The 21,350-nt window shown below is 40.9% G+C and carries 25 protein-coding genes; 5 read left to right on the plus strand and 20 right to left on the minus strand.

Annotated features, from left to right (window positions below; all coding sequences use genetic code 11):
• Positions 1 to 79: 79 nt before the first annotated feature.
• The gene (gene rseP / locus ACFGVR_RS01605) at positions 80 to 1,408 is read right to left on the minus strand and encodes an RIP metalloprotease RseP (RefSeq protein WP_448700671.1); all 1,329 of its coding nucleotides are present in this window, start codon (positions 1,406 to 1,408) and stop codon (positions 80 to 82) included.
• A gap of 11 nt (positions 1,409 to 1,419) precedes the next feature.
• The gene (locus ACFGVR_RS01610) at positions 1,420 to 2,616 is read right to left on the minus strand and encodes a 1-deoxy-D-xylulose-5-phosphate reductoisomerase (RefSeq protein WP_448700672.1); all 1,197 of its coding nucleotides are present in this window, start codon (positions 2,614 to 2,616) and stop codon (positions 1,420 to 1,422) included.
• 254 nt (positions 2,617 to 2,870) lie between these two features.
• Here ACFGVR_RS01610 and ACFGVR_RS01615 point away from each other — a divergent pair, with 254 nt between their 5' ends.
• Positions 2,871 to 3,731: a DUF4349 domain-containing protein gene (locus tag ACFGVR_RS01615; RefSeq protein ID WP_448700673.1), complete on the plus strand. Its 861-nt coding sequence runs from the start codon at positions 2,871 to 2,873 to the stop codon at positions 3,729 to 3,731.
• On the opposite strand, the gene ACFGVR_RS01620 is transcribed toward ACFGVR_RS01615, so the two are convergent.
• From ACFGVR_RS01620 to ACFGVR_RS01640, 5 genes are all read right to left on the minus strand, one after another.
• Positions 3,728 to 5,227: a GH3 auxin-responsive promoter family protein gene (locus ACFGVR_RS01620; protein ID WP_448700674.1), complete on the minus strand. Its 1,500-nt coding sequence runs from the start codon at positions 5,225 to 5,227 to the stop codon at positions 3,728 to 3,730. The genes ACFGVR_RS01615 and ACFGVR_RS01620 overlap by 4 nt on opposite strands.
• 3 nt (positions 5,228 to 5,230) lie before the next feature.
• The gene (locus ACFGVR_RS01625) at positions 5,231 to 5,962 is read right to left on the minus strand and encodes a hypothetical protein (RefSeq protein WP_448700675.1); all 732 of its coding nucleotides are present in this window, start codon (positions 5,960 to 5,962) and stop codon (positions 5,231 to 5,233) included.
• Between the two features lie 4 nt (positions 5,963 to 5,966).
• The gene (locus ACFGVR_RS01630; protein ID WP_448700677.1) at positions 5,967 to 6,935 is read right to left on the minus strand and encodes a glycosyltransferase; all 969 of its coding nucleotides are present in this window, start codon (positions 6,933 to 6,935) and stop codon (positions 5,967 to 5,969) included.
• A gap of 89 nt (positions 6,936 to 7,024) precedes the next feature.
• A complete protein-coding gene (locus tag ACFGVR_RS01635) occupies positions 7,025 to 7,993 on the minus strand; it encodes a glycosyltransferase family 2 protein (RefSeq protein WP_448700678.1) in 969 nt (322 codons plus the stop codon).
• A gap of 103 nt (positions 7,994 to 8,096) precedes the next feature.
• On the minus strand, positions 8,097 to 9,467 hold the full coding sequence (locus ACFGVR_RS01640) for a dipeptidase (RefSeq protein WP_448700679.1): 1,371 nt from the start codon (positions 9,465 to 9,467) through the stop codon (positions 8,097 to 8,099).
• Between the two features lie 345 nt (positions 9,468 to 9,812).
• On the opposite strand from ACFGVR_RS01640, the gene ACFGVR_RS01645 reads away from it, so the two are divergent.
• Entirely contained in the window at positions 9,813 to 10,808 is a 996-nt protein-coding gene (locus tag ACFGVR_RS01645) for a GDSL-type esterase/lipase family protein (protein WP_448700680.1), read from the plus strand.
• An 80-nt stretch (positions 10,809 to 10,888) separates the two neighbouring features.
• Here the strand turns inward: ACFGVR_RS01645 and ACFGVR_RS01650 are convergent, their stop codons facing one another.
• From ACFGVR_RS01650 to ACFGVR_RS01680, 7 genes are all read right to left on the minus strand, one after another.
• Positions 10,889 to 11,056: a hypothetical protein gene (locus ACFGVR_RS01650; RefSeq protein WP_448700682.1), complete on the minus strand. Its 168-nt coding sequence runs from the start codon at positions 11,054 to 11,056 to the stop codon at positions 10,889 to 10,891.
• Between the two features lie 68 nt (positions 11,057 to 11,124).
• A complete protein-coding gene (locus tag ACFGVR_RS01655; protein WP_448700684.1) occupies positions 11,125 to 11,322 on the minus strand; it encodes a hypothetical protein in 198 nt (65 codons plus the stop codon).
• A gap of 66 nt (positions 11,323 to 11,388) precedes the next feature.
• Positions 11,389 to 11,580, minus strand: coding sequence for a hypothetical protein (locus ACFGVR_RS01660; protein WP_448700685.1), 192 nt, complete (start codon positions 11,578 to 11,580; stop codon positions 11,389 to 11,391).
• Between the two features lie 66 nt (positions 11,581 to 11,646).
• Entirely contained in the window at positions 11,647 to 11,844 is a 198-nt protein-coding gene (locus tag ACFGVR_RS01665; protein ID WP_448700686.1) for a hypothetical protein, read from the minus strand.
• 52 nt (positions 11,845 to 11,896) lie between these two features.
• A complete protein-coding gene (locus ACFGVR_RS01670; RefSeq protein WP_448700687.1) occupies positions 11,897 to 12,040 on the minus strand; it encodes a hypothetical protein in 144 nt (47 codons plus the stop codon).
• Positions 12,041 to 12,087: 47 nt separating this feature from the next.
• Positions 12,088 to 12,231 (minus strand): hypothetical protein, encoded by a 144-nt coding sequence (locus tag ACFGVR_RS01675; RefSeq protein WP_448700688.1) that lies wholly within the window; start codon positions 12,229 to 12,231, stop codon positions 12,088 to 12,090.
• A 59-nt stretch (positions 12,232 to 12,290) separates the two neighbouring features.
• On the minus strand, positions 12,291 to 12,434 hold the full coding sequence (locus ACFGVR_RS01680; protein ID WP_448700689.1) for a hypothetical protein: 144 nt from the start codon (positions 12,432 to 12,434) through the stop codon (positions 12,291 to 12,293).
• 415 nt (positions 12,435 to 12,849) lie between these two features.
• Between ACFGVR_RS01680 and ACFGVR_RS01685 the strand changes: the two genes are divergently transcribed.
• Together ACFGVR_RS01685 and ACFGVR_RS01690 are read left to right on the plus strand one after the other, a co-directional pair.
• Positions 12,850 to 14,280, plus strand: coding sequence for a tetratricopeptide repeat protein (locus tag ACFGVR_RS01685; protein ID WP_448700690.1), 1,431 nt, complete (start codon positions 12,850 to 12,852; stop codon positions 14,278 to 14,280).
• Positions 14,281 to 14,469: 189 nt separating this feature from the next.
• Complete coding sequence (locus tag ACFGVR_RS01690) at positions 14,470 to 14,817, plus strand: helix-turn-helix domain-containing protein (protein WP_448700691.1); 348 nt, start codon at positions 14,470 to 14,472, stop codon at positions 14,815 to 14,817.
• On the opposite strand, the gene ung is transcribed toward ACFGVR_RS01690, so the two are convergent.
• A complete protein-coding gene (gene ung / locus ACFGVR_RS01695) occupies positions 14,818 to 15,498 on the minus strand; it encodes a uracil-DNA glycosylase (RefSeq protein WP_448700692.1) in 681 nt (226 codons plus the stop codon). It lies immediately after the preceding gene.
• Between the two features lie 68 nt (positions 15,499 to 15,566).
• Here ung and ACFGVR_RS01700 point away from each other — a divergent pair, with 68 nt between their 5' ends.
• Entirely contained in the window at positions 15,567 to 16,121 is a 555-nt protein-coding gene (locus ACFGVR_RS01700) for a tetratricopeptide repeat protein (protein WP_448700693.1), read from the plus strand.
• A 17-nt stretch (positions 16,122 to 16,138) separates the two neighbouring features.
• Here the strand turns inward: ACFGVR_RS01700 and ACFGVR_RS01705 are convergent, their stop codons facing one another.
• The 5 genes from ACFGVR_RS01705 to ACFGVR_RS01725 all read right to left on the minus strand — a co-directional run bounded on the left by ACFGVR_RS01705 (position 16,139) and on the right by ACFGVR_RS01725 (position 21,146).
• On the minus strand, positions 16,139 to 16,345 hold the full coding sequence (locus tag ACFGVR_RS01705; RefSeq protein ID WP_448700694.1) for a hypothetical protein: 207 nt from the start codon (positions 16,343 to 16,345) through the stop codon (positions 16,139 to 16,141).
• Between the two features lie 115 nt (positions 16,346 to 16,460).
• Positions 16,461 to 18,404, minus strand: a complete 1,944-nt coding sequence (locus ACFGVR_RS01710) for a gliding motility-associated C-terminal domain-containing protein (protein ID WP_448700695.1) — start codon at positions 18,402 to 18,404, stop codon at positions 16,461 to 16,463.
• A 110-nt stretch (positions 18,405 to 18,514) separates the two neighbouring features.
• Entirely contained in the window at positions 18,515 to 18,976 is a 462-nt protein-coding gene (locus ACFGVR_RS01715) for an N-acetyltransferase family protein (RefSeq protein WP_448700696.1), read from the minus strand.
• 22 nt (positions 18,977 to 18,998) lie between these two features.
• Positions 18,999 to 20,720 carry a lysine--tRNA ligase gene (gene lysS, locus ACFGVR_RS01720; protein ID WP_448700697.1) on the minus strand — a complete coding sequence of 574 codons (1,722 nt, stop codon included), beginning with the start codon at positions 20,718 to 20,720 and terminating at the stop codon, positions 18,999 to 19,001.
• A gap of 75 nt (positions 20,721 to 20,795) precedes the next feature.
• Positions 20,796 to 21,146, minus strand: coding sequence for a hypothetical protein (locus ACFGVR_RS01725; RefSeq protein WP_448700698.1), 351 nt, complete (start codon positions 21,144 to 21,146; stop codon positions 20,796 to 20,798).
• Between the last annotated feature and the right edge of the window lie 204 nt (positions 21,147 to 21,350).

Genomic DNA, 21,350 nt, shown 5'->3' on the forward strand with positions numbered 1-21,350 from the left:
ACAAAGTTAATGTTATTAAACAACAAAGCCCCTTTCCGGTGTTGGAAAGAGACTTTGCTTATATCGCGATAATGCAATCTTATTTGTGCATTGTTGCCCTAAAAATATCGGTACCATAAATAAACACCATCAGCGTAATTAAAATTACAAAGCCCACCAATTGTGCACGTTCCATAAATTTATCGCTCAGGGGCCTGCCTTTGATCATCTCAATAATCAGGAACATGGCATGGCCACCATCCAATACCGGGATCGGCAATAAGTTCATCAAGGCTAATGCCATTGATAAAAGCCCCACCAGGCTCCAAAAACGTGTCCAATCAATAACGCCGCCAAACATTTTTGCAATACCAACCGGGCCCGCAAACGCTTTGGTAGCTTTTACCTCGCCTTTAAATACTTTACTTAAACCTTTGGCATTATCAGCAAAAGTACCCCACGCTTTATTGGCCCCAACGGGCAACGAACCAAAAAAGGTAAATGTTACTTTGGTTTCGGGTAATTCTTTTGTTTTATTACCATTGAAACCAATGGTACCATCCGCACCAACCAAAGCACTCAGGTGCTGCAGCGAGTCGCGTCTTTTTATGGTCAGGTCTACATTCTTTTTAGGATTAGCCCTTATTTCGTCTACCACCTGGTCGTAAAATGCAGTAGGTTTATTATTTACAGCCACAATACTGTCGCCAACCTTCAAACCCGCTTTTTGGGCATTGCTGTTAACCAATATCGAGTCAACTTTGAATTTGGTTCGCGGCAAAACAAATTCTCCAATACCATCATCCGATACGTTATTTAAAATATCGGCAGGTACCAGGATCTGTTTGGTTTCGCCATCGCGCAGCACAGTAAGTGTTGAGTTACCCATTAACACTTTTGAGCTTAACAGGTCATCAAACTTTATTAACGGCTTACCGTTAACCGCAGTTATTTTATCGCCGCCTTTAAGGCCGATATGCTTGCCTATTTTGCCGGGTGCAATACCGTATTTAAGGCTATCGTTAGGGATATAGCTTTCGCCATATTTAACGGTAAGCATCCAGAAAATAAAAATACCTAATACAACGTTCACAAAAATACCGCCCATCATTACAATTAAGCGTTGCCAGGCTGGTTTTGATCTAAATTCATCAGGCTTGGGCGGTAAAGCCATTTGCTCAGTATCCATCGACTCATCGATCATACCGGCAATTTTTACATAGCCGCCTAAAGGCAGCCAGCCAATACCGTATTCAACTCCTTTATAGTTAAATTTAACGAGGCTTACACCCCAGGCATCAAAAAACAGGTAGAACTTTTCAACCTTTATTCCAAACGCACGGGCAGCCAAAAAGTGCCCCAACTCATGCAGTATCACCAAAATTGAAAGGCCCAGCAACACCTGGACTACCATTATCACTATCGTCATCTATTCTGTTATCAAATTGTTATTGCCGCCAGCGGCATTTGTTTTATTAAATTTTGCGCTAATATGCGGGTTTCTTTATCAGTATTCAAATAATCATCTAATTGTGGCTTCTTTATGAAACTCATTTTTTGCATACAGGTTTCAATTATCGTGGTCATGGTTAAAAAGCTTAGTCTGTCGGCTAAAAAACCGGCCACAGCAACCTCGTTAGCCGCGTTAATGATGCAAGGCATATTACCGCCCTGGTTAAGCGCCTCGTATGCCAGTGCTAAATTACGGAATGTATCCAGATCGGGTTTTTCAAAACTGAGGTTTGGATACTCCATAAAATCAAAACGCTTAAATGTATTTTTTATGCGCTGCGGATAAGCGAGTGCATATTGGATCGGTAAACGCATATCGGGCAAACCCATTTGCGCCTTGATCGAACCATCTTCAAACTGCACCATCGAGTGGATGATAGATTGCGGGTGTACCACCACGTCAACCTGTGCAACATTTACATCAAATAACCATTTGGCCTCAATTACCTCCAAGCCCTTGTTCATTAACGAGGCTGAGTCGATGGTGATCTTAGCACCCATTACCCAGTTAGGGTGATTTAATGCCTGTGCGCGGGTAACATCTGCTAAAAACTGCAGGTCCTTTCCGCGGAACGGGCCACCCGATGCTGTCAGGATCAGTTTTTCGATGGGATTATTTTCTTCGCCGGCAAGGCACTGAAATATAGCCGAATGCTCAGAGTCGACCGGTAAAATATTGACGTTATGCTGTTTAGCCAGATCGGTAACCAATTCGCCCGCCACTACTAATGTTTCTTTATTAGCCAACGCAATGGTTTTACCTGCTTCGATAGCGGCAATAGTGGGCTCCAAACCCGCAAAGCCCACCAATGCAGTTAACACGGTATCAATTTCGGGATGGGTAACTACTTCGGCAATGGCACCATGACCACTTAGCACCTTAATGGGCAAGTGTGCAAGAGCGGTTTTTACTATAGGATATTTGTCGGTATCGGTAATAATAACATAAGCAGGCAGGTATTGAACAGCCTGTTCGATAAGTAATGTTGAACTACTTTGCGCGGTTAATACATAAGCCCTGAAAAGCTCTGGATTTTTACCTATAACCTGTAAGGCTTGCGTGCCAATACTGCCTGTTGAACCCAGTATGGCTATATTTTTTACTTTGTTATTTTCCTGATGCATCGATTACACGGCGCCGTGGGCGCTTATAAAATTACAATTACAAAAGTATCACTATTAGTTAATATATCAGGTATTTAACTTGATAAATTAGCCTGAAAAAAAGTAATGATCCGGTATTATGATTACCGTCTGGTCGGGATGTTACACCCGGATAAAATTAAAATCTTCGTAATAATTCGGTTACTAAAGCGTAAGGGCGGTCACCTTTGGGGGATGCGCCGCATTAATACTAAAACCATTAAATCTTAAATATCATGAAAACGAAAATTATTTGTTTGGGGACTTGCTTTGCCCTTTTTTTAGCAGCATGCGGTGGTAAAAAAAACTATGAGATAGCTCGTTCTACAGCCGATTCAGCAAGCACTTTAAGTAAAACAGATACCTCGGTAAACACTCCGAAATTGGTTAAAACTGCCAGCATGCATTTTAAGGTAAAAAACGTGCAGCACACCTGCGAGGATGTATCAGTTTTGGCAACAAGTTATAACGGGTTGGTAATGCATCATGCCATGCAATCATCGGTTGTACGCAGTTATAATACTGCTTTAAGCACCGATTCGGTAATGCATGTTTCATCATATACTACTACCGCTGACATGGTAGTTCGTGTCCCGTCAGAAAAAATGGAAGAGTTTATGAACCAGGTGGGTAAAATGGCCGTTTATACTGATACACGCAATATGGATATCCAGGATCTGACATTCGATTATCTATCATCGAATATGAAGGTACAGAGCCGCAGTGAGATCATAGCTCAACAAAAAACAAACAATATTAAGATCAAAAATGCCGAGAGTGTAATGGCGCTAAAGGATGACCTGATAGACCAGCGTATTAGTAATAAGCGCATTGATTATGCAGTGAAATACAGCACTATCGGCTTGAGTTTTTATCAAACCAATACTATTGCCAAAGAAATTGTGATCAATGACGACCCATCAAATTTTCGGGTCCCGTTTTTTGCTCAACTCAAAAACTCAATGGCTGCCGGATGGTCGGGCTTTAATGATGTGATTATCTTTCTGGCTAATTTATGGGTACTGTTTTTGCTTGGCGCGATTGTATGGTATGGATATGTTTTATACAAAAAGAAACAGATGCCTAAAGCAGTTTAAGCGATATAAGCCGTCAGTTCATCGGCAATTTTGCGGTCATTTGCCAAACGGGGGACTTTATTTTGTCCCCCTAATTTACCTTTTGAGCGCATATAGTTGATGAAGGAATCTTTCTGTAAACTTCGCAATTGTAATGGCTGTAATATGTTGCCTTGTATCAGATCGAAGTAATAGATGTTCTTTTTTTGCAATGCTTCGTCAACCTTTAGGCTAAAGGCGGCTATATCCTGGGGTTCGCGGCCAAACTCAACAAACCACTCGTGGTAAGGTAACTGGCCTTGCGGCGGATTGACCTGTGGTGCCACTGTAAATTCTACGATATCGATACCTTCGGCTTTAGCCACGCTTAATAAGGCATGCTCTACTTCTTCACCGATAACATGCTCGCCAAAGGCGCTGATGTAATGTTTAATGCGTCCGCTTACGATAATTTTATACGGATCTTTCGATACAAATTTCACGGTATCGCCAATGCTGTAACCCCACAGCCCGGCGTTGGTATTCAATATCAAGGCATAATTTTTATCCAGTTCCACTTCGCCCAGGCTTAAGCGGGTTGGGTTGGCGTCAAAGTATTCATCAACAGGGATAAACTCGTAAAATATACCCGAATCTGCTAACAGCAATAAACCCTTATCTTTCTGCGAATCCTGGAAAGCAATAAACCCTTCTGATGCCGGGTAAGTTTCAATGGTATCGATAGCAAAGCCGATGCTCTCTTCAATACGAGCGCGGTAAGGTTCGTAATTTACACCGCCATATACAAACAGCTTAAAATTGGGGAAGATATCTTTGATCTTTTTGCCGCCTGCTTTTTCGGATAAACGGTCGAAATACATCTGGCACCAGGGCGGTATACCCGATATCAGCCGCATATCCTCGTTCAGTGTTTCATCAACAATGGCGTCAACCTTTTCTTCCCAGTCTTCAATACAGTTGATTTCATAACTTGGTTTACGATTTTTTTGCAGGTATTGCGGTACATGGTGCGCCACTATCCCCGAAAGGCGACCGGTTGCTATACCATGCTTTTCGGCCAGTACGGGGCTGCCCTGTAAAAATATCATACTGCCGTCAACAAAGTCAGCTTTACCGGTTTCGTGGATGTAGCTCAATAAAGCGTTACGTGCTGCTTTGATATGCTCAGGCATACTCTCTTTACTGATGGGAATATATTTTACGCCCGATGTAGTGCCCGATGTTTTAGACAAATATTGGGGTTTGCCGGGCCAAAGCACATTGGCCTCGCCATTGGTTACCCTATCTATATATGGCCGCAGGTCTTCATAATCACGAATGGGTACCTGCTTTTTAAAATCTTCGTAGTTCTTTATCCCGTTAAAATGGTGATCTGCACCAAAAGCGGTATTGGTTGCCTGAGCTATTAGTTTGGTAAGTGTTTTTTGCTGTAACGCTACCGCATTTTTACGCAGTTTGTTTATCCGGATATTAACAATAGCGGCAAAAGGTTTGCTTAATGCGGCCTTTAGTCCCATAGGTTAAACGGTTTCGGTAACATCGTCGTCAATATCCTGATGGCTGTAAATCAGCTTACGATAGGTTACGATGAGTATAATGTTTACAAAAGGGTATGCGAACAATATAAAAACGGATACCAGCGGCACGTATTGCGAGATCTTGATCGGGATGGCGATCAATAAAACAATGATACCCAAAATTGCCAATACCCTGAGCATATAATCTTTGGTTAAGGCAAAACTTTGTTTTAATGATTCGATGGGACCAGAATCATCGTCAACAACAAAAGTGTTGAAGAACATAAATCTCAATATCAGATATAGCCCGATAATAACGCCCACTACATTAGCTGCGGTAAGCGCAATAACGTTATCCAACAGGTTATCCAGAACTAATATTTTGTAGGTTACCACACAAAAACCAATAATGAATGCAACGGCCAGGTAGCTCAATATCATTTTAATACGGGGCACCACCTGCGAAAATTCAAACTCGTAGTATTCACTGTCTATCAGTGTAAATATCAGTTTGTATAACCCCAATGTGGAGTAGGCCTGTATGAATAACAGGATGAAAGAAGCCAGCATTTCGGTATAAAAATCGCCGGCCGGAATCAATATACCGATCACTATCCCCATGATAAAAATAAGCAGGAACGCGATGATAGAATATACGATAATGGTTATGAAATTCTTTTTAAAAATATTCCACGCAGCTGTGATGGTTTCCGCAATAGAAAATGGATGGTACATGAGCCTACGATTTTTTAATGATTACCCGCTTCCACAAATCTTCCATAAAACCAAGCCCGTAAGCGGTTAATTGAATAAAGGCAGCAATAATACTCAAAAATGCAACTTTTACTGATTTATTCTTCATCCACGAATGAAAAAATATTAACAAAAAGTACAGTACAAAAAAAACGTTTAAAAAGTTAATAAAAGGGCATTTAACGATGTTTAAAAGGATTGTAGCTACTAATCCCAATGTAAACACAGCCGGAAAAAAGTGCACCAGCTTTAATTCGCCCGGAAAAAACTTGTAAATATTGATGCGCGCCCGCCCAAAAAAGTGCAATTGCTTAAAAAAACTTACAAAATTAGTGCGGCGCTTGTGATAAACTATCGCCTTGGGTATGAGCCCGATTTTAAAGCCCATTTTGTGGATGCGGATGCTGAACTCAATGTCTTCGCCTGAACGGGTGATGATGTAACCACCGGTTTTTTCCCATACCTCGCGCGATATGCCCATGTTAAAGCTGCGCGGGTGAAACTGTCCTATACCCTTTTTATTACCACGTATCCCACCCGTGGTAAAAGGCGAGGTCATGCTGTAACTAATGGCGCGCTGTATCGGAGTAAAGGAGGCATGTGCACCATCAGGGCCGCCGTATGCATCCAGGTCGTGCTGGTATAAATAGTTTTTAACCGTATCCAGGTAATTTTCGGGGATGAGGCAATCACTATCAAAAACAATAAAATAATCGCCTTTAGCCTTTGCAAAACCGTAATTACGGGCAAAGCCCTGTCCTTCATTAGGCTTTACAAAATACCTGATGTCGAGTTGATTGGCAAAGCCAGCTACCACACTCTTCGCATCATTTACCGATCCATCCTCAATAACCAAAACCTCAAACTGCGTATAGGTTTGTGCGGTTAAGGTTTGCAGCAGTTCTTTAATTTCCTGCGGGCGATTATATAAGGGTATAATGATGGAGAAAAACATGTTTTATTTAGATATGAGTATTGAGATGTTAGATCTGAGTGTATTATGATCGATAGGTTATTGTCTCAAATCTCACGTCTCAGATCTTATTATATCACCTCATCGATCTGGTACCGATTGCGGTCGCTGCCGTTGCGTGATACCAGTTCGGATACAAAGCCGGTTAAAAACAGCTGGAAACCTACTATTATCGCGACCAACGCAATGTAAAACAATGGGTTTTGTGTAGCATCGCGGTATTGCAGATGTGTATGGTTAACTTCATTTTGATGAATGAGATATTGTTTTTCACAAACTATCCATATAGCGATTACAAACCCGGCCAAAAAACTCAAAACACCCATCGCACCAAAAAAGTGCATAGGGCGTTTGCCAAACTTGCCAACAAAAAATATGGAAAGTAAATCCAAAAAGCCATTCACAAAACGGCTCATGCCAAATTTGGTTTTACCGTATTTACGTGCACGGTGCTCAACAACCTGTTCACCAATTTTGGTAAAGCCCGACCATTTGGCCAGCACCGGTATATAACGGTGCATTTCGCCGTATACCTCGATGTTTTTTACCACAGCTTTACGGTAAGCTTTCAACCCGCAGTTAAAATCGTGCAGGTTGTGTATGCCGCTCATGCTGCGTGTTGCTGCATTAAACAATTTGGTCGGGATGGTTTTAGTCAGCGGATCATGACGTTTGGCCTTCCAGCCAGATACCAGGTCATACTTCTCTTGCGTTATGCGCCGGTAAAGTTCCGGTATCTCGTCCGGACTATCCTGCAGGTCGGCATCCATCGTGATCACCACGTTACCTTCGGCTTTGGCAAAACCCGTATTCAACGCTGCCGATTTACCATAATTCCGGCGAAAGCGTATACCTTTTATATAGGTATTGTTTTCGCTTAGTTTATGGATCATCTCCCACGAGCCGTCATTGCTCCCGTCGTCAACTAAAATAATTTCGTAACTAAAGCGGTTTTCGGTCATTACCGTGCTGATCCAGGAGGTCAGTTCGGGCAACGATTCCACTTCGTTATATAAGGGAACTACAACAGATATATCCATTAAAAAGTTAAAAATTAAAAGTCAAAAACGCAACACCTAACATAAAAGTATAAACTTGACCTATTTTATAAGCCACCAATTACTAATGGTTCACCATTCACTGTTACTTGCTTAGTTCTGCAAAATATTTGTGAAATAAAGGTATGGTTTCAATCCCTTTATAGTAATTAAAAATGTCGTATTTCTCGTTTGGTGAGTGCAGTGCATCACTATCCAGACCAAAACCCATCAGTACAGTTTTAATACCCAATACTTCTTCAAATAAAGCCACAATAGGTATACTTCCTCCTCCCCTTGTGGGGATAGGTTTTTTACCGAATGAAGTTTCGATAGCTTTTTGTGCCGCGCGGAACGCTACACTATCGGTAGGTGTTACCACAGGCTCGCCACCATGGTGTGGCGTTACTTTTACCTTTACATAAGGCGGAGCTATCTTTAAAAAGTGCGCGGTAAATAAATCGCGTATCTTATCAGAGTGCTGGTTAGGTACCAAACGCATCGAAATTTTTGCATTAGCTTTTGACGGCAATACAGTTTTAGCGCCTTCACCGATATAACCGCCCCAAATGCCGTTCACTTCCAAAGTCGGGCGGGTACCGGTACGCTCGAAAGTGGTGTAGCCTTTTTCGCCCCAAAGTTCATTTACGTCAAGGTCGGCTTTGTATTCTGCTTCATCATATGGTGCCGCGTTCAAATCTTTACGCTCCTCTTCAGTCAGGTCAATCACGTCATCGTAAAAACCTGGTATAGCAATTTTATTATTTTCGTCATGCAGCGATGCGATCATTTTAGCCAGTATGGTTGCCGGGTTTGCCACGGCGCCACCGTAAACACCCGAATGCAGATCGCGGTTCGGACCAACAACTTCAACCTCAAGATATGATAAACCACGCAAACCTGTTTCCAGGGATGGGTGCTCCATACTGATCATCGAGGTATCTGAAATTAAAACCACATCGGCCTTTAAACGATCTTTATTGGCTTTTACAAAAACACCCAGATTATCCGATCCCACTTCCTCTTCACCCTCGATCATAAATTTAATATTGCAAGGCAAGGTACCGGTCTGCATCATTAGCTCAAATGCCTTAACATGCATATAAAACTGACCTTTATCATCGCAGGCGCCACGGGCATAAATTTTGCCGTCGCGCACGGTTGGCTCAAACGGAGGTGTTTTCCAAAGTTCCAGCGGATCTGGTGGCTGCACATCGTAATGTCCATAGGTTAAAACTGTAGGCAAGGCGGGGTCGATAATTTTTTCACCGTATACTATAGGATAACCTGCCGTTTGGCAAACCTCCACGTTATCAGCACCGGCATCTTTTAGCTTTTGCGCTACATAGTCGGCAGTTTTAAGTACATGCTCTTTATATTTAGGATCGGCGCTTACCGATGGGAAACGCAATAATTCAAAAAGCTCATTCAGCAGTCTGTCTTTATTAGCTTCTACATAATTTTTTATCGCCTGCATAATTTAAATTTTACCGCAAATATAGAATTTAAACTTTTATTGAATCGTGTGTATCCGATCAGGATATACCCAACACCTTATATATAATTGATAACCGCAAAAATCCCCGGATGTAGAATATACGCTACGTAATTTTTTCGCCATATTTTGCAATTGTGCTGCATGTGATACTTTTTTCACAAACGTGCAATTTATTTATCCAGCACATTAAAGGCGGTTATTGTAAAAAAACAGTTATTTTTTGTATTATTGAAATTGTCAAAATTGATTCATCAGCAAACAAATGGCTGTAAAATAATTTTATGGTTGTATATTTGCATAGTTAGCTACAGATTAGGCTATTAAATGTTAAAACTCAAAATGGGTCATTGTAAAAAAACTTTACTTTTCCTCCTTTTCCTGTGTTTAATATCCCGTACCTGGGCCCAGGCTCCGAGCTGTAGCGTTGCATCAAAATTTTACAGTAAGGATAGCATTATTGTTACCACTTTTGGTGCCAGCACTGTTGCCGGTATAAACGGCTTTTCGTTCCAGCCATATCTGCAACAAAATTTTCAATACTGTTATACCGGTAAATATATATCAATTACCAATTGGGGCGTTTCGGGCGAAACTACCACCCAGGGCCTGGCACGCTTTGATTTGGCAATAGCCGGCCGAACCGGGTTTGTTTGTATTTTAATGGGATTGAATGACGCTTTACTAATTGCCAATACGCCAGGATTGACCACATCAAAAATTAACGCTGCGTTAAAAACCACACAGCAAAACATGCAAGCTATGATTGAGAAATGCCTGAAGAATAATTTGATCCCTATAATAGGTACGTTGCAATTTGTTAATGATAAAGGTAACCCAACGTTAAAAACTACCAACAGCTACGTTACACGCATAAATGCCGGCTATAAAAGCCTGGTTAAGCAAAATCATATTTATCTGGCCGATATTAATGCGGCTATGGGGCGCAATTTTCAGCTTTATCAGGCAGATGGCCTGCATCCAAATGCGCAGGGCGATAAGTTGATTGGTTATGTATGGTTTGACGCTATTAACGCAGCTATCGAGAGTAAGTTGTTACTAGTGGGGCTTAGTCAAAACTTTCCAAACCCGGCCGCAAATACTGCCACAATTGGTTTTAGTTTATCCGAGTCGGGCAAAGTTAATATGCAGCTTTACAGTATGACTGGCGCAGTAGTAAAAAATATTCTGGCCAATGAGTTTTACAACTCAGGCTACCACGAGGTAACAGTAACTTTGAGCGGCTTATCGCCCGGTGTGTATGTGTATGTTATGCAGGTTGCCGGTAGGCAATTGAGTAAGAAGATGATCGTGGCTAAATAATACCACGGAGAAGATTATCCGCAGTATCTGCCGGAGAAAAGCAATCAAACCAATCTCCGGGTATTTTTCAAAAAATATATTTAGTCAGCAGTTGCAATAGCGTCGTTAGCAACATTGTGCCCAGTTGTTGCGGTTTTCCCGATTTTAACTATCTCAGATTTAGCGTTGTTTTCTTTGTTTAAAACGGTGGCAGAAAACACGATTCCTGTTGATAATAAAGCTACTGCAAGTATGATGATCTTTTTCATGGTTGTATGTTCTAATATAAGTTAATTGATAAATGGGGATTTTTATTGATTAATATATTATCTGACAATTAATTGCCGCCTGCGGGAGTTGGGGCTGGAGTTGTAGTTCCGTCACCGCCGGCTGAATCGCCACTGCCTACGTCTGATTTGTCAGCAGCAACTGCCTGTGTTTTTACCGAAGCAGGTTTTACGCTGTTATCTTTTGTGCATGATGATACTAAACCGGTAGTTAATATTGCAAGGGCTATGATGATGATCTTTTTCATTGGGATTGGGTTCTGATAGTTTTATAGAGTAGTTGTTTGTTATTATAATTATTTGTTATGGTAATATTAGTTGCCACCTGTTGGAGCTGGAGTTGTAGTTCCGTCACCGCCGGCTGAATCGCCACTACCTACGTCTGATTTGTCAGCAGCAACTGCCTGTGTCTTTACCGAAGCAGGTTTTACGCTGTTATCTTTTGTGCATGATGATACTAAACCGGTAGTTAATATTGCAAGGGCTATGATGATGATCTTTTTCATTTTAATTGGGTTCTGATAGTTTTATAGAGTAGTTGTTTGTTATTATAATTATTTGTTATAGTAATATTAGTTGCCACCTGTTGTGCTTCCGTCGCCTGAGTCTGTTGAACCACCGCCGGCCGAATCGCCGCTGCCTACGTCTGATTTATCTGAAGCAACTGCTTGTGTTTTAACTGAAGCAGGTTTTACGCTGTTATCTTTTGTGCATGATGATACTAAACCGGTAGTAAATATTGCAACGGCTATGATGATGATCTTTTTCATTTGGGATTGAGTTTAAAGAGTTTTATAGGATTTATGTTGTAATAAGGATCAATTAGTCGCCGCTGCCTACGTCAGATTTATCGGCAGTAGTAGTTTGTGTTTTTACTGAAGCCGGTTTTACACTGTTATCTTTTGTGCATGATGACACTAAGCCGGTAGTTAATATTGCGAAAGCTATGATGATGATCTTTTTCATTTTCTTAAAGTTTTATAGTGTTTAGGTTGATGTAATACTTGTTATGTTTAGTCGCCGCTACCTACATCTGATTTATCAGCAGTAGTAGTTTGTGTTTTAACCGAGGCTGGTTTTACAGTGTTATCTTTTGTGCATGATGACACTAAGCCGGTAGTTAATATTGCAAATGCAACGATGATGATCTTTTTCATTTGGGATTGGGTTTAAAGAGTTTTTATAGGATTTTATGTTGATGTAATACTTGTTATGTTTAGTCGCCGCTGCCTACGTCAGATTTATCAGCAGTGGTAGCTTGTGTTTTAACCGAAGCAGGTTTTACGCTGTTATCTTTTGTGCACGATGATATTAAGCCGGTAGTTAATATTGCAAAAGCAACGATGATAATTTTTTTCATTTTTCTTATGTTTTTTGTTTTTCTACGTTAAGAATTTATCTTTTGTTATATTATTTTAATAAAAAGTTAATCACACTCATCCAAATCGTTAATCGCAACCAATTAATTGCCATTTAGTTTAATTATTTTAAATATTACCTCTATGGCAAGAAATTATATAAATTCCCACTCAAAAAAATGCAGTAAAACAAATTCATAAATACTTAATTAAAAGATAGTTATGAAGATTACCTGTATCTTTTGTTGAGGCAAAACTAAAAATAATTTTCTATCTACCAAAATTTATTTCATAATTTTGCATTTTTTTTCCAAAAATGTCGTTTTCATACTTTACGAAACATTTCTGTTTGCTGTTCCGTATACAACCAATTATTTTTTATTTTGGTTCACCGTTTGAATATACTATTTTTATTTAATGAAAATCAAATTTATTTTCCTGTATCCAATATTGTTTTTTGTACTAAATGTGTCTTTAAACGCAAATGGGGCAGCTTTGGATAGTACGGATGTGATTGCATTAAACAAAAAAGCATATAACAATCGTTTAACAGATCCATCTGAACTAATTAAACAGGCTAATAAAGCATTGGCGCTCGGCACCCAATTAAAATATTATAACGGCATGGCCGAAGCCAACCGGGTATTAGGTATTGGTTATTATTATCAAAATAAGCAGGTTGAGGCCCTTAAATATTATTTAACAGCGCAAAAGTTATACCAAGATGCCAGTAACCAAGACGGTGTTGCCAAAGTTATTAATAATATTGGAAATTTATATCGTGAAAGTGATTATGACGAGGCCATAAAGAACTATGAGACAGCCTTAACCATTGCGAAAAATGTTAAGGATGAGGATTTGATAGCAACTATTTATTTAAATTTTGGCAGTATATATTATCGGAAGAAAAATTTAAATAAAGCCCTGGAATATTATGACATGAGCAACGTGCTGTTTACTAAATTGAATAACCAGGTTAATTTGATACAGTGTCTGCAAAATAAAGGCGTAATCTATTACAATCAGAACAAATTGGATACTGCACTGGTGTTGCTTTTGGATGCCAATGCCCAAGCCAAGGCAAAGGATCTTAACACAGCGGTAGGGAGTATAAATTTAACACTCACTTCAATATTTATCGCTAAAAACCAGTTTGACAAGGCTGAGCACTATTTAGAAGAAGGATTGAACTATGCCAGCCTGGTTAACAGCGGCAAGCTTAAATACGATTATAAACTAACCCGTTTCCAGCTTGAATCAAAGCGTAAAAACTACAAGGTAGCACTATCTGTGTTATATGATATATACAGGACCGACAGTGTAAATAATCATACCGATGTGGCAACGAGCCTTAAACTGCTCAAAGAACAAACCAAACAGGAAGAAAATGCTCACAATAACGAAATGATGCTGGCGCAACGTTCGCGCGACAGGATATTGTTTTGGTCGACGGTTTTGGTTGCCGGCCTGTTGGTGGTTTTGGTTATATTGCTGATCAATAATGTAAACCGTAAAGCTAAAACTAACCAGGACCTAACCAGACTTAACGAGAAAATAACTGAGCAAAAAGAAAACCTGAACCAGATAAATCATCACCTGGAAGAAATTATTGACGACAGGACAAAAGACCTGCAAATAAAAAATAAAAAACTCGCCGATTACTCACTGCATTTATCACACCAGATACGCGGCCCTATTGCTACCTTAAAAGGTTTACTGAACCTGGAAAAAGATAATTTGATAGAGCAGGATGAATGCATCAAACTGATGAATAAATGCGTATCGGAAATTGACGACAATATTATTGATATGAGCGGCATGCTTCATGAAACCAACAAAAAGGTTTAAGGAGCAAATGGTCGCATATAAACCTCATTTACAGCTACAAAAAGCCATAATATTTACTTCCTGGAAAAAAACTATCTAAAAAGGTATTGCTTTTTACAACCATAAAGGTAAAGTTGCGTATAAAGTATTGCCAACAAATACAGGCAATTTAATTGTATCATAATTGATTAAAAAACTTTACACACCACAATGGAGGTATTAGCAAAAAACATTCGCTCGTTAAGGCAGCAGTACGGTTGGAGCCAGGGCGATATTGCCGCTAAATTAGGTATATCTATCCCCGCGTTCTCTAAAATAGAAACCGGTGTCACCGATGTTAATTTATCGCGATTGGAACAAATAGCAGCCGTTTTTTCGGTGCCATTAACCAACTTATTAGCTACTGAAGATGTGCAGGCAAATGTTGATCAGCAAATCGAAGTTGAGGCTGTTATGCAAAAGGTACTGGAGCGCGAAAGCCAGATAAGCGCGTTGCAGAAAAAGGTGATCGTGCTATACGAAGAGCTCCGCAAAAAACAGAACGGGAACTTAAGCTAATTAATGTATTTGCCAGTCGACAGGTTTTTTACCCTGCTTTATAAGATAGTCGTTGGCTTTTGAAAACGGCCTTGAGCCAAAAAAACCGCCCCTGCTCACTGCCAGGGGCGATGGGTGAGTTGACCTGATCACCAGGTGCTTAGTCTCATCGATCAATATACTTTTTGATTGTGCATAATTACCCCATAGGATAAATACCACACCTGTTTTTTCATCAGATATTTTTTTGATCACCGTATCGGTAAACTGCTCCCAACCCTTTTTTTGATGTGAACCGGCGTTGGCCGCCTGCACAGTTAATGTGGCGTTTAACAAGAGCACTCCCTGTTTTGCCCATTCGGTTAGGTTACCGTGATTGGGTATTACAAAGCCTGATATATCTGTTTGCAGCTCTTTGTAGATGTTGCGTAATGATGGCGGTACATCAACGCCCTTTTGCACCGAAAATGATAAACCATGTGCCTGGTGCGGGCCGTGATAGGGATCCTGTCCTAATATCACCACTTTTACCTCGTCAAATGGCGTAGTATTAAATGCATTAAAAATTTCACTGCCTTTTGGGTAAACCACATTGCCGGCAGCCTTTTCGGCCCTTAAAAAATCTTTTAGTTTAAGCATGTACGGCTGATCAAACTCGCCCTTTAAAACATGCAGCCATGAGGCCTCCAGATCAATTGACATAAATATAAAAAGATGTTGGTTAACAGTACAAATAAACAGATATTTGCGGTGTTAAATAACAAAAAATTATGTCAAATATTCTTCGGTTAATTATAGCTTGTGTTGTTTTAGGTGCAGGGGTTACTTTATGCGGTTTTGGTTTTTGGGGATGGGGTATACTGGTTTTTTTGATCGGTGGTTTGATCTTAGGCACTTACTTCCTGAACGAAAAAATGATCATCGCGCAGTACTACCTGCGTAAAGAAAACACCGACAAAGCTGAGCAGTGGCTGATGAAAATAACCGATTATGAAAAGGAGCTCAACAAATCGCAATATGGTTATTATAACCTGCTGGTAGGTTTAAACGAATCGCGTAAAGCGCCTTTAAAATCAGAGAAATACTTTAAAAAAGCCCTTTCGCTGGGCATGAAGATGTCGCACAATATAGCTTTGGCTAAATTAAGCCTTGCCGGTATAGCTATGGCCAAACGTAACAAACGCGAAGCCACACAATATTTACAGGAGGCTGCCAAGGCTGATACCAATAAGATGCTTGCCGAACAGATTAAAATGATGAAAGGCCAGATGGCCCAGATGGATAAGCAACAGGTTATACGCGGCGGTTTTCGCCAGCAGTTTTAAGCAGTAACCCGTAATAGTTATTTTTCGTCAAGATGGCTGTAATAGTCGGCTATAGCCGGAACACTTTCACTTAAAAAGCTTTTATCCGGGATAGCATGATCTTCTGAGGGATTTGATATCTCGACTATGGTTAACAAGTTGCGGATGAACGACAGGTCAAATTTACTACGGCTAAATTTGATGAGATAATCGTTCTCGGTTATTTCTATGCTGGTGTTGATCATGAGGATTGCATTTTTATAGCCCTATAAAATTATACAATCAAAAAGCAGCAAAGGTTTGCATAGTTTTAAACTTTTGTTAAGTTTTTGTAAACCAATAGATAACAAATCAAAAACATTACCTGAGTAAGGTAACCGACCCGCTCTGGGTATTTTTTCTGCCATCAATACTGGTGTAAGTAATTACCCAATAATATGTGCCTGTACTTACGCTGCTTCCTTTATACCGTCCGTCCCAGCCGGGGTAAATGCTGGATGAAGTAAAAACAACCGCTCCGAAACGATCATATATGGTTATGAAATAATTGGTGGCATTGCCATCGTCTGTTGGTTTAAAAACATCATTCACGCCATCGTTATTAGGTGTAAATGTGTTGGGGAAAATTACAGGTTTACAAAGATCATGACCTACAGCAACGGAAAGCGTATCCAAAAAACACCCCTGCCTGCTAAAAACAGAGAAGTTATATTTACCTGCAACAAGGCCCGTAAACACATGCCCGGAGGCGAAGGTTTTACTACCAGAGGATAATTTTACTTTATATGTGGTATCTGTTACACCATTTATGGTGAGCGCTACCTGGCCCGGCAGATCACAAAGCTGGTTTTTGACATGGTACGTGACTGCTGGCCTGTTTATGATGCTATAATCAGGTACAACAAAAGTCGTGTCTTTTGTAAAACCAAAATTTGAAGTAATATTTAATGCATGAGTACCTGGCGAAAGGTTACTAAAGATACCTGTGGTATTGGTTATAGTTTGATCTACCGAATAGGTATAAGTATCGGGATGAGAGGTGCAATAAACCTGCGCGTTGCCTTTCCACAGTTGGCTGCATTCCTGTTTAATAGCTATCGAATCAATTTTAATAACCGGACAGGCATCCAGTTTTAAACCAACATATAGTGTATCAACAATACAGCCGTTTTGATCGAGCGCGGTAAAATGGTATCCGCCTACAGGTAGGCCGGTAAATACATGGCTGATCGGAAACTGGGCCGATACGGTACGGATAGTGGTTACCATATTGTTATTTGAGCTAAATTTTATCACACTGGGATTACCGCACACCGGGTTTGTTTTAGTAACCTGTACAACGGGCTTAGTCAGGCTATAATCGGGCACTATAGCCGTGGTATCTTTGGTGGCCCCGTTTGATGAAGCGATCTTTATAGCATATCTTCCCGGGGCAAGCCTGGTAAACAGCCCCGTAGTGTTACTTGTATTGTTTAAAGTATAAGTTAGAGTCGACCTATCCGTATCGGGCACACAGGTAATCTGGATCTTTCCCTGGTTATACGTGTCACATTGTTGCGTAACGGCAATTTGATCAACAGTAATGGTTTTGACCGTACCCGCTTCGGCAATACTTGCAGCATCATAAACAATATAAGGCAAGGTGCAGGTTATGCCAACAATAGCCTGGTTAGGCATATCCAGCTCTATCAGGTTTGTACTGTTTGTTAAAGTGCCGAATGCGTAAACCTTATAAACATTGTTTACGTTAACGGTTACCAGGCCGTATAGCGACCCGTAAGTTGCGTTAGGAATTGGCAGGTACACCGTACTTGCTGCGGGATTATTCATATCAACCTTAATGATGGCATTACCCGAAGCCATGTACAATTGGTTATTGTAAAAAGTAAGGTCGCCGCCGGATGAGTAAGGCAGCGTACCTAAAAATACCGGTACGGGATTAGCCGGATTAACTTTATAAAGACCAGTACCGCCGGCTACATAATAAACCACACCGTTATTATCAACCGTAAGGGCATTATTGGCAGCGCGCAAATTAGCCACAACACTACAATTTGAAATAATGCCGTTAGTTATATTACCCTTATACAATACACCAAAACCATCGCTGTAGTAAAAATTGTTACCCTGCATAGCGATTGACAAATAAACACCCGTACAGGCATTTACGTTTTGGCTTGAGCATACACCATTGGTAATGGTAACCGACTGTATGTTATAATTTGAATTACATACATAAAATTGCTGTGCACTCACCTTAAGGGAGATCAAGAACAGGGCGATTACTAAACCAATATATTTCATTTGATAGTACTACGTACCAAAGGTGGAAAATGTAACACTGCTACTTACAATTTTGAGTTAAATATAGTATAAGTATATATAAATCAAGTATGTAAAAAATGGGTTTTACACTAAAGCTGCTTGCGGTACACTACAAATTGCTGTTTATCGGCAACCTGATCATAAAGTTGCATTGCTGTAGTATTGGTTTCGTGCATTAACCAGTATACACGCTGGCTGCCGGCAATTTTAGCCTGATTGTATACTTCATTGATCAGCGCCCGAGCTACTCCTTTTCCTCGGGCTGCTTCATCGGTAAACAGATCCTGCAGGTAGCAGGTTGGCCCTATGCTAATACAACTGCGATGAAAGATATAATGCGTGAGGCCCAGCAGTTTCCCTTCGCTTTCGGCTACCAGCGCGTGCATGGGTTCGTACGCATCAAAAAAGCGCGACCACGTCATTTGAGTAATTTCGGGTGCAAGCGCGGTTTCTCCAAAACGGCCGTAAAACTTATTGTACCCTTCCCATAAGGGAAGCCATTGGTCATAATCCGCCCTGGTTGCCGGCCTTACGGTGAAGTTTATTGACATTTATTTAGGGTTTAGGTTTTACCTATGCAAACCATGCCATCACCTCGTCCTTTGTAGGCATGGCAATATCCAGCTTTAACTTTTTGCGCATCCCGCCAAGGTCGTTAAATACTTTATTAGGATTACCTGCTTTCAATTCTTCAACGGTATTAAAACCCATTTTATTTAGTACAGGCACCCACTCAGCAGGTACGCCAATGTTCTCAAAATCTTCAACAGTAGCTACTTTTGCTTTCTTTTCAGGACGCATTTGCGGGAAGAAAAGTACTTCCTGAATGGTGGTTTGGCCGGTCATCAGCATCACCAAACGGTCGATACCGATACCCAGGCCCGATGTTGGCGGCATACCGTATTCCAGCGCGCGTAAAAAGTCTTCGTCCATCACCATGGCTTCTTCATCGCCACGGCCGGCCAATAACAACTGATCTTCAAAACGCTCACGCTGATCGATCGGGTCATTCAGCTCGGTATAAGCATTCGCAATTTCTTTACCCATTACAAACAGCTCAAAACGCTCAACCAGCCCTTCTTTGCTGCGGTGCTTTTTGGCAAGCGGTGTCATCTCGATAGGGTAATCGGTAATATAGGTCGGCTGGATAAGGTTGGCTTCAACTTTGGCGCCGAAGATCTCGTCAACCAGTTTGCCTTTACCCATGGTAGCATCAACCTCAATACCCAGGCTTTTGCAGGTATCGCGCAAAGCTGCCTCATCCATAGCCGATACATCTATACCGGTATATTTCAGGATGCTATCGTGCATGCTCAGTTTTTCGTATGGCCCGGCAAAATTGATCTCGTGCTCACCAAATTTTACCGTCGGAGTGCCATGTACGGCCAAAGCTACTTTTTCCAGGCAGTCTTCAACCATTTTCATCATCCATACATAATCTTTGTAGGCGACATAGATCTCAACCGAAGTAAACTCGGGGTTATGGGTACGGTCCATGCCCTCGTTACGGAACATTTTACCAAACTCATAAACACCATCAAACCCGGCTACGATCAATCGTTTTAAATATAATTCATTGGCTATGCGTAAAAACAAAGGCATATCCAATGTATTGTGATGCGTTTTAAACGGACGGGCCGCCGCGCCGCCGTGCACACTTTGCAGTATAGGTGTTTCCACTTCCATCCATCCCTGGCCATCAAAAAAGTTTTGCATGGTGCGGATCACTTTCGAGCGGTTGATGAAGATCTGTTTGTATTCGGGGTTAACCGTGAGGTCGACATAGCGCTGGCGGTAACGCATTTCAGGATCGGTAAAACCATCGTGAATATTACCATCTTCGTCGCGTTTTACAACCGGTAAGGGCTTTAACGACTTTGACAGGATGATCAATTCTTTAACGTGAATAGATATCTCGCCGGTTTTGGTAATAAACACATAACCTTTAGCGCCAATAAAGTCGCCGATATCCAACAGTTTTTTAAATACGGTATTGTATAGTGTTTTATCCTCGCCGGGGCAAATCTCATCACGGTTAAGGTACAACTGGATACGACCGGTAGAATCCTGCAATTCAACGAACGACGCACTGCCCATAATACGGCGGCTCATGATACGGCCGGCAACAACAACATCCTGGAAAGCGGTGCTGCCTTCGGTGTACTTGTCGGTAATATCCTTGGCGTGGGCATTCACGGGGAATGCTTCGGCAGGGTAAGGGTTGATACCTAAGTCGCGTAAATCTTGTAACGACTTACGTCGTAATATCTCCTGTTCGGATAAACCAATGCTCATATTGAAACTACTTATTAAAAAAGAATGCAAAAATAAGATTTTAGCGGCAGAGTTGCGAGTGTTAAATGAAGAGTTTTAGGATGCCTGCTGTGCCAGTTTCGCTGCTTTTCTTTTTCGCCTCATTACCCTTTCGCGCTTAATGTAATAGGCAATGGTAAATATCAGGGTGATCAATACCGATGTAATGGCGATAAAAGCGAGGCCCCAATATAAAACCAGTGCCTGGGGGGCCTTTTTATCATCAAAATTAAGGGCGGCCGGGTTATCCAGATATTGCGCCCAATACGTAATACCCGCCCCTGCAATCAACGCCAGTATACCCGTTAAAGCAACCGGAATTATGATTTTATGCCGTGCCCTGTAAAAGCTTAGTACCAGTTGTAATACCGGCACAACCAGTATCAGTATAAAAGCCACGTTGCCCATAGTTTTGCTGATGTTTTACATTTATACCGCCGGGCACAAAAGGTAACCCTTGCCGAATTTGTGAATGATGTTACAAGCTAATATAGGCTATTTATAATCAAACTACTTTGCATTTTTTGTTTATTTTAATATTTTAGTATGCTGTGTGATAGCATGTTAAACAACTATTAACAAACAGCAAAACAATCAAACCTTAACCTTATC

Source organism: Mucilaginibacter aureus (assembly GCF_053514885.1).